General features: G+C 64.5%; 15 protein-coding genes. 6 read left to right on the top strand and 9 right to left on the bottom strand.

The features are described 5' to 3' along the window. Positions 1–64: 64 nt before the first annotated feature. Complete coding sequence (gtdA, locus tag AAE027_RS22685; RefSeq protein WP_370989562.1) at positions 65–1,105, top strand: gentisate 1,2-dioxygenase; 1,041 nt, start codon at positions 65–67, stop codon at positions 1,103–1,105. A 150-nt stretch (positions 1,106–1,255) separates the two neighbouring features. On the opposite strand, the gene AAE027_RS22680 is transcribed toward gtdA, so the two are convergent. From AAE027_RS22680 to AAE027_RS22665, 4 genes are all read right to left on the bottom strand, one after another. Then, positions 1,256–2,080, bottom strand: coding sequence for an ABC transporter permease (locus AAE027_RS22680; protein ID WP_370989561.1), 825 nt, complete (start codon positions 2,078–2,080; stop codon positions 1,256–1,258). Beyond that, on the bottom strand, positions 2,073–2,846 hold the full coding sequence (locus AAE027_RS22675) for an ABC transporter ATP-binding protein (protein WP_370989560.1): 774 nt from the start codon (positions 2,844–2,846) through the stop codon (positions 2,073–2,075). Before AAE027_RS22675 ends, AAE027_RS22680 begins: the two co-directional genes overlap by 8 nt. A gap of 286 nt (positions 2,847–3,132) precedes the next feature. Then, positions 3,133–4,137 carry an ABC transporter substrate-binding protein gene (locus tag AAE027_RS22670; RefSeq protein ID WP_370989559.1) on the bottom strand — a complete coding sequence of 335 codons (1,005 nt, stop codon included), beginning with the start codon at positions 4,135–4,137 and terminating at the stop codon, positions 3,133–3,135. A gap of 42 nt (positions 4,138–4,179) precedes the next feature. Next, positions 4,180–5,547, bottom strand: coding sequence for an FAD-dependent oxidoreductase (locus AAE027_RS22665; RefSeq protein ID WP_370989558.1), 1,368 nt, complete (start codon positions 5,545–5,547; stop codon positions 4,180–4,182). A gap of 111 nt (positions 5,548–5,658) precedes the next feature. Between AAE027_RS22665 and AAE027_RS22660 the strand changes: the two genes are divergently transcribed. Then, entirely contained in the window at positions 5,659–6,543 is an 885-nt protein-coding gene (locus AAE027_RS22660) for a LysR family transcriptional regulator (protein ID WP_370989557.1), read from the top strand. Between the two features lie 141 nt (positions 6,544–6,684). After that, complete coding sequence (locus tag AAE027_RS22655; protein WP_479714241.1) at positions 6,685–6,957, top strand: hypothetical protein; 273 nt, start codon at positions 6,685–6,687, stop codon at positions 6,955–6,957. Here AAE027_RS22655 and AAE027_RS22650 read toward each other — a convergent pair. Together AAE027_RS22650 and AAE027_RS22645 are read right to left on the bottom strand one after the other, a co-directional pair. Continuing rightward, positions 6,954–7,874, bottom strand: a complete 921-nt coding sequence (locus AAE027_RS22650) for a TonB family protein (protein WP_370989555.1) — start codon at positions 7,872–7,874, stop codon at positions 6,954–6,956. The two genes, AAE027_RS22655 and AAE027_RS22650, sit on opposite strands and share 4 nt — an antisense overlap. Positions 7,875–7,934: 60 nt before the next feature. Further along, complete coding sequence (locus AAE027_RS22645) at positions 7,935–8,735, bottom strand: enoyl-CoA hydratase-related protein (protein WP_370989554.1); 801 nt, start codon at positions 8,733–8,735, stop codon at positions 7,935–7,937. Between the two features lie 155 nt (positions 8,736–8,890). Between AAE027_RS22645 and AAE027_RS22640 the strand changes: the two genes are divergently transcribed. Then, positions 8,891–9,865, top strand: coding sequence for a ketopantoate reductase family protein (locus tag AAE027_RS22640; RefSeq protein WP_370989553.1), 975 nt, complete (start codon positions 8,891–8,893; stop codon positions 9,863–9,865). A gap of 3 nt (positions 9,866–9,868) precedes the next feature. Here AAE027_RS22640 and AAE027_RS22635 read toward each other — a convergent pair whose 3' ends face one another. Together AAE027_RS22635 and AAE027_RS22630 are read right to left on the bottom strand one after the other, a co-directional pair. Then, positions 9,869–10,546, bottom strand: coding sequence for an alpha/beta hydrolase family protein (locus tag AAE027_RS22635; RefSeq protein ID WP_370989552.1), 678 nt, complete (start codon positions 10,544–10,546; stop codon positions 9,869–9,871). A 19-nt stretch (positions 10,547–10,565) separates the two neighbouring features. Beyond that, complete coding sequence (locus AAE027_RS22630) at positions 10,566–11,213, bottom strand: TetR/AcrR family transcriptional regulator (RefSeq protein ID WP_370989551.1); 648 nt, start codon at positions 11,211–11,213, stop codon at positions 10,566–10,568. Between the two features lie 72 nt (positions 11,214–11,285). Between AAE027_RS22630 and AAE027_RS22625 the strand changes: the two genes are divergently transcribed. Together AAE027_RS22625 and AAE027_RS22620 are read left to right on the top strand one after the other, a co-directional pair. Further along, positions 11,286–12,230 carry an SDR family NAD(P)-dependent oxidoreductase gene (locus tag AAE027_RS22625; protein ID WP_370989550.1) on the top strand — a complete coding sequence of 315 codons (945 nt, stop codon included), beginning with the start codon at positions 11,286–11,288 and terminating at the stop codon, positions 12,228–12,230. A gap of 140 nt (positions 12,231–12,370) precedes the next feature. Then, complete coding sequence (locus tag AAE027_RS22620; RefSeq protein WP_370989601.1) at positions 12,371–13,516, top strand: acyl-CoA dehydrogenase family protein; 1,146 nt, start codon at positions 12,371–12,373, stop codon at positions 13,514–13,516. Between the two features lie 4 nt (positions 13,517–13,520). Here the strand turns inward: AAE027_RS22620 and AAE027_RS22615 are convergent, their stop codons facing one another. Then, positions 13,521–14,405, bottom strand: coding sequence for a LysR family transcriptional regulator (locus AAE027_RS22615; protein WP_370989549.1), 885 nt, complete (start codon positions 14,403–14,405; stop codon positions 13,521–13,523). Positions 14,406–14,456 lie beyond the last annotated feature (51 nt).

Raw genomic sequence — 14,456 nt, 5'->3', positions numbered from 1 at the left:
CACGTTGACGCTAGCCAGATCGTCAGTATACTGTCAATCAACAAGACGATCGGGAGCAGCAACCATGGAAGCCGTGACCAAGACGCCGGAACGCGAGGCGTTCTACAAGAAGATCGACGGCGAAAATCTCACCGCGCTGTGGACGGTGATGAGCGATTTGATCACGCCGGAGCCGAAGAGCGCCTGCCGGCCGCATCTCTGGAAGTTCGATGTCATCCGCGACTACATGACGGAAGCCGGCAAGCTGATCACCGCCAAGGAAGCCGAGCGGCGCGTGCTGGTGCTGGAGAACCCGGGCCTGCGCGGACAGTCGAAGATCACGACGTCGCTCTATGCCGGCGTGCAGATGGTGGTGCCCGGCGACGTCGCACCCGCGCACCGGCACAGCCAGTCCGCGCTGCGCTTCGTGCTCGAAGGCAAGGGCGCCCACACCGCTGTCGATGGCGAGCGCACCGCGATGGAGCCCGGCGACTTCATCATCACGCCGTCGATGACCTGGCACGATCATTCCAACGAGACCAGCGAGCCGATGTTCTGGCTCGACGGTCTCGACATCCCGCTGGTGCAATTCTTCGACTGCTCCTTTGCGGAAGGCTCCAAGGAAGACCAGCAGAAGATCACCAAGCCGGCCGGCGATAGCTTTGCCCGCTACGGCCACAATCTGTTGCCGGTGGACGTGAAACGGAGCTCGAAAACCTCGCCGATCTTCAGCTATCCCTATGCCTACACCCGCGAGGCCCTGGAGAAAGCCCGCGTAAGCCAGGAATGGGACGCCTGCCACGGGTTGAAGCTGAAGTTCAGCAATCCCGAGACCGGCGATTTCGCGATGCCGACAATCGGCACCTTCATCCAGCTCTTGCCGAAGGGTTTCACGACCGCACGTTATCGCGCGACCGATGCGACGGTGTTTTGCCCGATCGAGGGCAAGGGGCGCAGCCGGATCGGCGACACCGTTTTCGAATGGGGCCCGCGCGATCTGTTCGTGGTGCCGAGCTGGCACTGGGTCACGCACGAGGCGGATGAGGACGCCGTGCTGTTCAGCTTCTCGGACCGGCCGGTGCAGCAGAAGCTGGATCTGTTCCGGGAAGATCGCGGGAATGCGTGAGGCGAAGGTCTCGTAGGGTGGATTAGCCGAAGGCGTAATCCACCAACTTCGTTCGGCAAACGCAGAAGCAGAAGAGGTGGGTTACGCCTTGCGGTTTGCGCTTTACGCAATCCGCAAGGCTAACCCACCCTACGGCAGCTCGGATCGTGGCTACCGCCAGTGCAACAGCCGCATCTCCAGCCAGCCGATCACCTTCCCCACCGCCAGCCCGAACACCGACAGGATCACCACGCCCGCGAGCAGCTGATCGGTCTGCATCAGATTGCCGGCCTGGAGCACGAACGCGCCGATGCCGTATTGAGCGCCGATCATTTCGGCGCTGACGACGAGCAGAAGCGCGACTGAGGCGGTGATGCGGAAGCCGGCGAGGATCGCGGGCAGCGCGCCGGGCCAGATCACCTTGCGCACGATGGTCGCAAACGGAACGTTGAAGCTCTGCGCCATGCGGATCAGGTTGCGCGGCACCGCATCGACGCCGCTATAGACCGAGATCGCGGTCGAGAAGAACACCCCGAGCGCAATGGTTGCGATCTTCGGCTCTTCGCCGATGCCGAGCCAGAGGATCAACAGCGGCAGCAGCGCGATCTTGGGGATCGGGAACAGCGCCGAGATGAAGGTGATGCCGACGCTGCGCGCGAGCCGCGACAGGCCGATGGCGAAGCCGACGGCGACGCCGGCCGCAGTCCCGACCAGCCAGCCGACGCCGATGCGCAGCAGCGAGGCCGAAACGTGCTGCCAGAGCGCACCTGACATCGCGAGCTCGTAGATCGCGCGCGCGATCGCCGATGGCGCCGGCAGGAACAGCGGATTGACAAGGCCCACGGTGCCGGCGGCCTGCCAGACTGCGATGACGAGCGCGAGCGCGATCCAGCCGCCGAAGCGGCTCGACGCAGGCACGAAGCCTGCGCCGCGGAAGCGGACGCGCCGGGTCGCCTCGTCCTTCGCTGATGTTTCCGCCAGGGCCCGATCAAGCATGTTGGACCTCGCGCTCCGCATCGATCGCCTCATTGCGGATCAGCGACCAGATCTGGTTCTGCAGCGCCAGCAGCTTTTCACGCGCCGCGGTCTCGCCGCGTTCGGCGCGCGTCATCGGCACCGTCACGACCTCGCGAATCCGCCCGGGCCGGCGCGACAGCACCACGATGCGGTCGGCAAGCCGCGCCGCCTCTTCGAGATTGTGCGTGACATAGACCGCGCCCATGCCGCCATCGGCGAGCAGGCTAACGAAATCCTCCATCAACAGCTCACGCGTCTGCGAATCCAGCGCCGACAGCGGCTCGTCCATCAGCAGGATCGCAGGTTTGACCGCAAGCGCGCGCGAAATGCCGACGCGCTGGCGCATGCCGCCGGAGAGCTGTTTTGGATAGGTTTTGCGAAAATCGGTCAGGCTGGTGCGGCGGAGCGCATCGTCGACCAGCGCGCGGCGCTGCGTCGCCGAGAGCTGCGTATGCAGCAGCGGGAATTCGACGTTCTCCTCGACCGTGGCCCAGGGCAAGAGCGCGAAATCCTGGAACACGAAGGTCAGCGGATTGAGGCTGTCCGCCGGCGGCGTCCCGCGCAGTTCGGGCGCACCGGAGCTCGGCTGCAGCAGGCCGCCCAGGATCGACAGCAGCGTGCTCTTGCCGCAACCGGAGGGACCGACGATCGCCACCACCTCGCCGGCGCTGACCGTAAAGGAGACGTCGTCGAGCACGGCGAGATCGCCGAAGCGGTGGCAGATGTGGTTGGCGATCAGATCCATGCGGCGAGCCCGCCTTCTTCACCCTCCCCTGGAGGGGGAGGGTCGGTTCGTACTGAGCGAAGCGAAATGCGAACCGGGGTGGGGTGACGGTCTATCCGCATTGACGCTGACGATGCCTGCTCTCGCGCTTTCCGCGAACGATCGGTGCAAACGACGGACAGACCGCCGCCGTGGCTCACCCCACCCCGCTCGCCCCGGTCGATGCTGTGCATCGCCGGTGCGATCGACCCTCCCCCTCCAGGGGAGGGTGGCAGATCGCTCGCCGCAAGAGTCTGTATCGTCAACATCAATCCGCCTTCACATAGTCCTTCGCGATGATCGCGTTGGCATCAAAGCCCTTGTCCGCAAAGCCCTGCTCCTGCAGCCATTTGATCTGGTTGTCGACGTTCTTCACGTCCAGCTTGCCCTCGGGGTCGATATAGGCGCAGTTGCCGACCACCTGCTCGACCGGCAAGTTGGTGTACTTGGCAATGATCTCCAAGAGCGGCTTCGTCTTGTCGTTGATCGGCGCGACGCCGTCCTTCATCGCGGCGAGGATGACGTCGTGATATTCGCGGTCGGCCTTCGCGAGCGCGCCGAGCAGTTTTGTCACCAGCACCTTGTTGGTCAGCGTCTTCGGCGAAGCAAACACGGCCCCTAGCTGCCACGGCGTCTCGTCACCGACCCAGCCCAAAAACTTTGCGCCGCCCTCGTCCATCAGCTTGCGCGCGGTGGAGATCGGCAGCAGAGCGGCGTCGACGGTCTCGCCCTTCAGCGCAGCCGCCGCATTCGACAGCGATTGCAGCGGCACGATTTTCACGTCCGTAAGCTTGAAGCCGTATTTGTCGGCGAGCAGGCCGAGCGAATAGTGAAAGCTTGATCCGACCTGCGTCACCGCCACGCGCTTGCCGGCAAGATCCTTCGGCGTCTTCAGGCCGGCGGCATAGGCGTTGTTGCTGGCGAAATAGCCGATCAGGGGATAGCCGGCCTTCTCGCGGCTCATGCCGCCGATCACCTTCAGCGTGCCCTTGCCGGCGAGATTGTAGAGACCTGCGGTGAAGGCGGTGATGCCGAAATCGACGTCACCCGAGGTGGTGGCGACCGCGATCGGCTGTGCCGCGTCGAAGAATTTCAGCTCGACCTCTAAGCCGGCCTCGCGAAAATAGCCCTTGTCCTGGGCGATGAAGACCGGCGCGGAGGACGACAGACGAAGCACGCCGATCTTCGCCTTCAGCGCGTCTTCGGCCCGGGCCGTGCTCATTGCCATGATCGCCAAAAGGCCCACTAGCGCGAGCCGCGCAATCCCGATCATCCCGTTTCCTCCAGTGGTGCTCTTGGTCGTTCTTGCTGTCTGCTACAGGCCCTCGGGCACCATCTGGTCCCGCCCGATGAAGGCGCCCTGTTGTTTCAACGTTTCCTGCAATTTTTCAACGGGGATGTCACGCGGGATCCGGTTTCCGGACAGCGCCAGCGCGGCGGCGGAACCGGCGGCCTCGCCCATCACGAAGCAGGCCCCGGAGACCCGCGCCGCCGACTGGCCCTCATGGGTCATCGAGGCACAGCGGCCAGCGACCAGGAGATTGTCGACGCCTTCGGGCACCAGCATGCGATAAGGCAGCTCGTTATAGCCGCGCGATTCCGGGATCGGCGGGAAGGTGAAGACGACGTCGCCGGGCACATGGGCCTCGATCGGCCAGCCATTGACGCCGATGGAATCCTCGAACGAAGCGCAGCCGAGCACGTCCTCGCCGCTGAGCTGATAGCCGCCCTTGATGCGGCGGGTCTCGCGAATGCCGAGCTGCGGCGGCAGGTCGACGATGTAGGACTTTTCGAAGCCTGGCACGGTGCTACGAAGGAACTCGTACGCGGCAAGCGCCTGCTTGCGGCCCTCGATCTCGCCGCGGGTGAGATCGTCGGGCTCGACGCCGTTGATGGCGTGGCCGTCCTCGCGCGCCACTTGGGTGAAATTCACCCGCCATTCGATGCCGGATTTTTGCGGCCGCACGATCGCGCTCTTGCGCGGGAATGTGTGGGTGCCGGCCGCGATGGCCTTTTCCATCAATTGCGGAATGGTGCGCCAGGCATCGCCCGCCTTCTCCGGATCGATGCCGTTGAGACGCAGCATCATCGAGGGATACATCGGATGGCCGTGCTCGTCGCCGATTTCGAACCGCGCACCGGCCCACACCGCGAGATCGCCGTCGCCGGAGCAGTCGATGAAGATCTCTGATCGCACCGCCTGCCGGCCGGCCTTGGTCTCGACCATCAGCGCGTCGATGCGGCGGTCATCGCCCATCACCACGCCGGCGCCGAGCGCGTGGAAGAGGATGTTCACCTTGTGGCTGGCAAGCAGCTCGTCGGCCGCGATCTTGTAGGCGGCGGTGTCATACGCCTGCGCAAAGACCTTGCCGAGGATCAGGTGCGGCGCATTGAGACCGTTGAGTCGATCGATCCGCGCCAGCAGCTCGGACGCCATGCCCTGCACCAGCCGCCGGTGCTCGCCATGGACATTGCCATGCAGGCCGCAGAAATTGGTGACGCCGGCCGCCGTGCCCATGCCGCCGAGAAAGCCATAGCGCTCGACCAGCAGCGTCTTCCGCCCGGCGCGCGCGGCTGAGGCCCCGGCGACGATGCCGGCGGGGCCGCCGCCGAGCACGACAACTTCGTATTCGCCATAGAGCGGCACCTGTCGTGCCGGTTCTTCGATCATCATGGCCCGCATGGCGCGTCCGCTCCCGAAATCCTTTGCTTAGGGACGACTATGAATTAACGCGCGAGGGGCTACAATCCACCAAAATACGCGATCAGCTTTCGCGAATCGAGAAAGGTCGCCATGGACATCCTCGTGAACCTGCAAGCCTTCCTCGCCACGGCGGATGCGGCGGGCTTCTCCGCCGCCGCGCGAAAACTCAATGTCTCGACCTCGGTCGTCGCCAAGCGCGTCACGCAGCTGGAGGCGCGGATCGGCACGCCGCTGTTTCATCGCTCGACCCGGCAGTTGCGACTGACCGAGGCCGGACAGCGCTACGTGCATCGCGCGCGCGGCCTCGTGGCTGACGCCACCGACCTGCTCTCGCGCATGGGCGAGAAAGGCCACGATCTCGTCGATCACCTCCGCATCAAGGCGCCGACCTCGCTGACTGTGGCGCGTCTCGCCGACGCCTTCAGTGCCTTTCAGACCCAGAACCCGCGGTTGAAGCTCGAGATCGTGCTGATCGATCGCCCGGTTGATCCCGTCACCGAAGGCTTTGACATCGCCATTGGCGCCTTCCCGCATTCCTTCGGCGGCGTGGTCGACGAGCCGCTGTGCCCGCTGAAGCGGCTGCTTTGTGCTTCACCGGCCTATTTGAAGAAGCACGGCACGCCAAAACATCCGCGCGACCTGGTCGAGCATCGCTGCCTCAGCTTCATGCCGACCGGCCCCGAATGGGTCTTCGACGGACCGCGCGGCCGCATCAGCATCCAGGTCAGCCCGCTGCTCTCCTCCAACGAGGGGCACGTGCTGGCGCGCAGCGCCATCGCCGGCAACGGCATCGCGCTGATGTCGCATTATCTCGTCGCGGATGCCTTGCGCGACGGTAGCCTCAAGCCGGTGCTGCGCGATTTCCCGATTCCGGAATTGTGGGTGAAGGCCGCGATTCCCGAACGGCGCCGCAACGCCGCTGCGGTGCAGGCGCTGCTGAACCTGCTGAAAACGTCACTGGCGACGTCGCTGTGAGCCTTGCGGCGCGCCGTAGCCCGCATGGAGCGCAGCGGAATGCGGGGACACCGGCCCCGGATTTCGCTTCCGCTCCATCCGGGCTACATGCTTGCCTCGAGACGGTTGCCCGAGAATGACGGACCTGACAGAAGTGCCAGCATGGACTCGACGCTTATGAAATTTCCCCTCCCCGCTTTGATCGCCCTGCTGATCTCAGTCGCTCCCGTCGCAGCCCTTGAGCAAAACTGCCGCTTCATCCAGGCCAAGGTCGATCGCGAGGCCTGCTACAAACGGCAGGAGGACGAGCTGGCGGCCAAGCGCAAGCCTGCACCGGCCACCGACGAAAGCAAGACACTCGAAACCCTACACCAGATGCGGCAGGAGGACGACGCCGTCCATCGCAGCATCAACAACATCTGCCGCGGCTGCTAACGCTGCGACGACTTCGTATAGATCAGTGAGATCACGAAGGCCTCCACCGGCTTGCTGCCGGGCGGCAGCGGCGGGAACGGCTGCGCCTGCTTGAGGGTATTGAGCGCCGCCTCATCCAGCATGGCCGAGCCTGAGCTAGTTTTCACGCTACTCGCCGCAAGCAATCCCCAGCGGGAGATGCGAAAGGAAAGTTCGGTCGTCCCTTCGACCTTGTCATGAGCGGCCTGCCGCGGATAGGATTTTTCGATCTGCAACCGCGCAAACAACATGCGACCATATTCATCGAGGGATCTCACACTTGCGCCCTTCGCCGCGCGCACACTGTCACGCGCCAGCGTGCTGCGGCCGTCGCTTGGGTCAAGCTTGAGCATGCGGTCATAGTCCGAGATCGCGAGATCGAATTCCTTCTTCCGGCTGTAAGCCCATGCGCGATCCGCATAGGCGTCCCTGGAACGAGGATCGAGCTTGATCGCCCGTGTCATGTCGGCGATCCCAGCATCAAACTGTCGCAGCGAAATGTATCTCCGCCCCCGGGACAACAGGCGCGATGGCGTCGGATCGAGCCGAAGCGCCGCATCAAAATCCTTGAACGCGGCGTCATCTTCGAGACGGTACCAGTGCAGGAAACCGCGACGCATGAAGGCGTCAGCATTCCCCGGATGATTTGCAATCGCTTCGTCGAAATCGGTCAACGCATGTGCGAAGTCGTCCTTGTCAAAATAGGCATCGGCGCGGCGGGCCAGCAGTCGGGATCGGCTCTCCTTGTTCTTTTCGTGATCGAGCAGATTTGTGCAGACCTCGATGCGTATGTTGGAGGCGACCTTCTCGTCGTTGCAGACGACGCTGTCATCGGAGCTTGCATGACCGGGCCAGATTGCGACGATCAACGGTAGTGCAAGAATGAACTTCCGACGCATGACCTCTCAGCCCCACACTCTCGATAGTGGTGGCCATCCTGCACATCGCCGGAGCAAAATCTACCCTTGGTTGCTCCAGCGCCCCGCACGCTTCTCGGCAAACGACGCCAACCCTTCCGCCGCCTCTGCGCTCTGGCGCTTGACCGAATGCAGGTGTACGAGCCGCGTGTACGCGGCATCGTCCACCGCCATGCCGCCGAACGAGCTCTCCAGCGCGAGGCGCTTGGTCTCGGCCATCGCCTCCGGCCCGTTGGCGAGCAGCTGCTCGACCACCTTGGCGCCGGCGACTTCGAGATCGGCGAGCGGCACCACCTCGTGAACGAGGCCGATGCGGCGGGCGTCCTCGGCGCCGAAGCGCTCGCCGGTCAGGGCGTACCGGCGAACCTGGCGTACGCCGATGGCGTCGCAGAGCTGCGGAATGATGATCGCCGCCGTCAGGCCCCAGCGCACCTCGGTGATCGAGAATAGGGCATTTTCGGCCGCGATGACGACATCGCAGGCCGCGATCACGCCGGTGCCGCCACCAAAACAGCCGCCCTGCACCAGCGCGACCGTCGGAACTGGCAGCGTGTTGAGCCGCTGCACGGCCTCGAAGGTCGCTCGCGACGCGGCCTCGTTTGCCTCGGAAGATTGCGGCCGCACGCCATTGATCCATTTGAGGTCGGCGCCGGCCTGGAAATGCTTGCCGTTGCCGCGGAGCACCACGACACGCAAGTTCGGCTTGTTGCCGAGATCGTCCATGGCCGCGAGCACGCCCGCGATCAGCGCGCCGTCATAGGCGTTGTTGACCTCGGGACGGTTCAAGGTGACGGTCGCGACGCCGCGCTCATCTGATGTCCACAGGACGGGGTTGGCGGTCATCGGCGATCCTCCGGTCAGTTTGTTTGCTGTGCACTATGGCCGAGGGTGCGTGTCCTGATCCATATCTTTCCGGCGTAGGGCGGCCGCGTCCATCGCATGGCGGCTTGTGTCATGCTGGCAGCTGATGGCACCAAGGGATCAGGACGGGACATCACATGCGCATCTGCATTTTCGGCGCGGGCGCCGTCGGCAGCCACATTGCGGTCCGGCTCGCACGCGCCGGCCATGAGGTCTCGTGCGTGATGCGGGGCGCACATCTGGAGGCGGCGCGCGCAGGCGGCCTCAAGCTGCGCGTCGGCGATTCCGAGGTCAGCGCCAAGGTAAACGCGTCAGGCGATCCGGCCCAGCTCGGCCCGCAGGACATCGTGATCTCGACGCTGAAGGCAACCGCACTTCAGGGACTGGTTTCCAACATCAAGCCGCTGCTCCAGGACGACACAGCGATCGTGTTCGCGCAGAACGGCATTCCCTGGTGGTACGGCATCGGCCTGCCGCCGCGGCACCCGACGCCGCCGGATATCTCGTTCCTCGACCCCGGCGGTCGGTTGCGTGCCTGCATCCCGAAGGAGCGGATCGTCGGCGGCGTCGTCTTCTCCTCCAACGAGGTGATCGCGCCCGGCGTGGTGCAGAACCTGACGCCGGACCGCAACCGCCTGCTGATCGGGGAATGCGACGACCGCAATTGCGAGCGCATCACCAAGCTGCGCGGCGTCTTCAACGATGCCCGGCTGGAATCGCCGCCGGTGGCCGAGATCCGCGAGGCGATCTGGTCAAAGCTGCTGACCAACATGTCGCTGTCGGTGCTGTGCCTGCTCACCGGCCAGACCGCGCGCGGCGTACGCGACGATCCCGCCTTCACTGAAGTCATTCCGCGCATGCTGAACGAGGCCAACGACATCGCCCAGCATTTCATTCCCGAGGTCAAGCGCGTGACCCGGAGCGGCCCCGCCCCCAACCACAAGCCGTCGCTGCTGCAGGACTACGAGCTCGGCCGCGCCATGGAGATCGACGTCTTGGTGAAAGCGCCTGCCGCTTTCGCCCGCACCGCCGGGCTGTCGACGCCGACGCTCGACCTGATCGCCGCGCTCGCGATCCAGAAGGCGCGCGACAAGGGGCTTTACTCGGCCTGAGATTCAGGCGAGCCCGTCGATCCAGGCCGCCAGCGTGTCGAGCACCTCTGTCAGCGCCTCGTCATTGGTCCGGCCGGACTTCTTTAGCACCGCAAACGAATGGTCGCCGGCTTCGACCTGATGCAGCGTCGCCTTCGGGCCGAGCTTCTCGACGACAGGCTTGAGATAGCTCAGATCGGCAAGCCCATCGCGGGTGCCTTGCAGGAACAGCATGGGAATAGCGATGCCGGCGAGGTGCTCGGCGCGCTCGGAGGACGGCTTCTTGTCGGCGTGCAGGGGGAAGCCGAGGAAGGCGAGCCCTTTGACATCAGGCAATGGGGCCTTGGACTGCGCCTGTGATGTCATGCGCCCGCCGAACGATTTTCCGCCGGCGATGAGCGTGATGCCGGGGCAGAGCCGGGCAGCCTCCGCGACCGCCGCGCGGATGGCGGCGTGCGCGACGGCCGGCTGGTCGGGACGCCCCTTCTTCTCCTCCATGTAGGGGAAATTGAACCGGAATGTCGCAATGCCGCGCTCCGCAAGGCCCGCCGCGACCTTCTCCATGAAGGAATGCCGCATGTCCGCACCCGCGCCATGCGCAAGGACGTAGCAGGCGCGCGCATGGGCCGGCAGCGTCAGGATTGCGGAGACCGTGCCGATGCGTTCGATGTCGAGCTTGAGCTCGGTCGTCTTGCTTGTCATGACGTCGTCGGGCCCTCACTCAACGGCGCGTGCCGCTCGCCGGCCATAGATAGTTCAGGACTTGGTCGAGCGTCATCATGATCTCGCGGCGTCCGGCCTCGTTCTTCACAGAGCCGAATTTCTCCTCGAGCGCAAGCTTGGCAAAGCCGTGAACGGTGGACCAGGCCGCCGCAGCCGCTGTCTTCGCCTCCTTCGCGGTGCCGCCGACCAGCTCGGCGACGACGATCTCGAACGCGTGACCGGCGGCCCTGCTCGCCTGCCTCAGACGCGCATCGTCTGCCATGAGGCGCTTGTTCGCAAACATCATCTGGAACCGGCCGGGATGTGTCAGCGCAAAATCGACATAAGCAAGTCCCTGGGCATGGAGCTTGTCGCGCGCACCCTGCTTGCCGGATGCCGCCTCGCGCAAGGCGCCGGCAAGGGCGTCGTAACCGCGGATCGCGACTTCGGTGAGAAGCCCCTGCGCGTTGCCAAAATGATGCGACGGGGCAGCTGGCGAAACCCCGGCGCGGCGCGCGGCTTCGCGCAGCGTGAAACCCTCGGCACCCTGCTCGGCGAGAATGGCTTCGCTCGCAGCAATCAACGCCTCCTGCAACTCACCGTGATGATAACCGGGCTCCGGCTTTGGCCGCGTCGCACCGGCACCGCGCTTGGCGTGTTTCTTCATGTAACTTGACACTGTTCAGATTGCGGCATATCTATCTTAACACTGTTTAGATAGGTGGCTCCGGAGTTCGAAATGACCGAAATGCAGGATATCACCGCAAGCAGTCCCGTAAAGCGGCGTCATCTGGTCGGAGGCGCCGCGCTCGGCATGCTCGCGGGCGCCGTCGGCGGCCTCGCCGGCGGCGTGGCGCTCGGCCAGAGCGCGACGCTGCCGCAGCAGAAGCCCAGCGGCAAACGCCGGTTCGAGGGCAAGGTCGTCATCGTCACGGGCGGCACCTCCGGCATCGGCCGCGCCGCGACGCTGATGTTCGCGGCCGAAGGCGGCCAGGTCGCCTTCTGCGGCCGCAACGCCGAGCGCGGCAAACAAGTGGAGAACGAGGTGCGCGAGGCCGGCGGCGACGCGATCTTCATTCGCGCCGATGTCCGCAACGAGGCCGAGATCAAGGCGCTGGTCGACAAGACGATCGAACGCTACGGACGGCTCGACGTCGCCTTCAACAACGCCGGCATTTCCATCGAGCGTCCCCTTCACGAATACAGCGCGGCCGAATTCGACGACGTGATCAGCACCGACCTGCGCGGCGTATTCCTGTCGATGAAGTATGAGATCCCTCACATGCTGGAGAAAGGCGGCGCGATCGTCGTCACGGCTTCGTCGAACGCCATTGCCACGACAGCCAAACGCTCGGCCTATTCGGCGGCCAAGCGCGGACTGGTCGGCCTGGTCCAGGCCGCGGCACTCGACTACGCAAAGCATGGCATCCGCATCAACACGCTGGTTCCCGGTACCACGGACACGCCGATGATTCGCCGGCTCGCCGGCATGGAGAATCTGCCCGATGCAGCCTGGCACGTCGGCATTGCACAATGGGCCAAATCCAACGTTCCGGGCTTGCAGCGCGTGGCAACGCCCGAGGAGATCGCCGCATTTGCGCTCGTGCTGGCCTCCGACGATCATCCCTACACGACCGGCGGTCAGTTCGTCATCGACGGCGGCAAGACCGCACATGGCGGCTAGATCGGGCGCAGCCTGAAAACACAATTCGCGGCGATCTCGAATGGCATACCAAGGGGAGTAGCCTTGCGCCCATGCCGGCCGTTGTGGCAGGCCTGACGCGCTGGCTGTCGCAAGGCGCGACATCACCGATCGAGGTTTCCATGTCCTACCGCTCCTCCTGGATGACCGAAGAGCTCGAAATCTTCCGCGACCAGTTCCGGAAATACCTCGCCAAGGACCTGGCGCCGCACGCCGAAAAATGGCGCGAGCAGAAGATGGTCGACCGCTTCGCCTGGCGCGGGCTCGGCGAGATGGGCGCGCTCTTGGCAAGCATGCCGGAGGAATATGGCGGCCTTGGCGCCACTTTCGCCTATGACGCCGCCGTGCTGGACGATCTCGAGAGCACGGTGCCGGAGCTGACGACCGGCGTCTCCGTGCACAGCGCCATCGTCGCGCACTACATCCTCAATTACGGCTCGGAGGAGCAGAAGAAGCGCTGGCTGCCGAAGATGGCCTCGGGCGAGATGGTCGGCGCCATCGCCATGACCGAGCCCGGCACCGGTTCGGATTTGCAGGCCGTGAAGACCACCGCGAAGAAGCAGGGCAATTCCTACGTCATCAACGGCCAGAAGACGTTCATCACCAACGGCCAGGCCGCCGATCTCGTCATCGTGGTCGCACGCACCGGCGATGCTGGTGCCAAGGGTATTTCGCTGATCGCGGTCGAGACCGCCGGCGCGGACGGCTACAAGCGCGGGCGCAACCTCGACAAGATCGGCCTGCACGCCTCCGACACGTCGGAACTGTTCTTCGACAACGTGACCGTGCCGCCGGAAAACCTGCTCGGCAAGGAGGAAGGCCAGGGCTTTGTGCAGCTGATGCAGCAATTGCCGCAGGAGCGCCTTGCGCTCGCGGTCGGCGCCGTTGCAGCGATGGAGCGCGCGATCAAGCTCACCACCGACTACACCAAGGAGCGGAAAGCGTTCGGCAAGCCGCTGATGGACTTCCAGAACACCGCCTTCACCCTCGCCGAGCGCAAGACCGAGGCGATGATCGCCCGCGTCTTCGTCGACTGGTGCATCGAACGCCTGATCGCAAAAGATCTCGACACGGTCACGGCGTCGATGGCGAAATATTGGTGCTCGGAGAAGCAGGTCGAGACCGCCGACGAATGCCTGCAGCTGTTCGGCGGCTACGGATACATGCAGGAATATCCGATCTCGCGCATCTTCATCGATTCCCGCATCCAGAAGATCTACGGCGGCACCAACGAAATCATGAAGCTGTTGATTGCAAGGTCGTTGTAGCCGTTCACTTCATCCGCTTGTCGGCGGCGATGAAGTCGATGAAGGTCCGCACCTTCGCTGAGAGATATTTGCGGCTCGGATACACCGCGAACAGCTTTCCCTCGAAAATGACCTGCTCGGACATGAGGTGCTCGAGACGTCCGGCGGCGATGTCATCAGTGACCAGCCATTTCGGCAGGAAGGCGAGGCCCATGCCCTCCAGCGCGGCCATGTGCAGCAGCGTTTCGTTGGCGCTGCGTAGCACCGGATTGAGCTTTACGGTCTCGGGGCCGTGCTCGCCCTGGAAGGAGAAGCTCTCGCCGGGATAAAGCGCGTAGTGCAACAGCGCTTGTCCGGAGAGATCGGCAAAGGTCGCCGGGCGGCCCGCGCGTTTGAGAAACGCAGGGGCTGCAACCAAATAGAACGGGACTTTGGTGATGGGCCGCGCGATTAGCGCCTCGTCGGGCGCGCCGGTCGCGCGCAAGGCGAGGTCGAATCCCTCCTCGACCAGATTGACCAGCCGTCCGCTGAGATCGACATCGAGGCGCACGTCCGGATAGCGCGCCTGATAGTCTGCCAGCACGCCGGCAAAGATCGCGTTCGCCATCCATACCGGCGCGGTCAGCCGCAGCGTGCCGCGCGGAACAACGGTCGCCTTGCTGACGGCGGCCTCGACCTCGTCGAGCGAGTCGAGCATCTGCCGCGCCTGCTCGAAATAGAGCGCGCCGCTTTCGCTCAGGCTGACGCGCCGGCTGGTCCGATTGAGCAGCCGGGTGCCGAGCCGCTTCTCGAGCTGCATCACATGCTTGCTCGCCATCGCGGGTGAGATGCGCAGGCGCTGCGCCGCGGCCGCAAAGCTCTTCAGCTCGGCGACCAGGCAAAACACCCTCATGCTGACCAGAGTGTCCATGAGATCATCAATATCCAGGAAATGAACCAATCCTGGAGCAGATAATGATCA

Origin of the sequence: Bradyrhizobium sp. DN3 (assembly GCF_041357655.1) — a bacterium.
In the GTDB taxonomy this organism is placed as follows: Bacteria; Pseudomonadota; Alphaproteobacteria; order Rhizobiales; family Xanthobacteraceae; genus Bradyrhizobium.
This window is presented reverse-complemented; position numbering and strand designations above follow the sequence as displayed.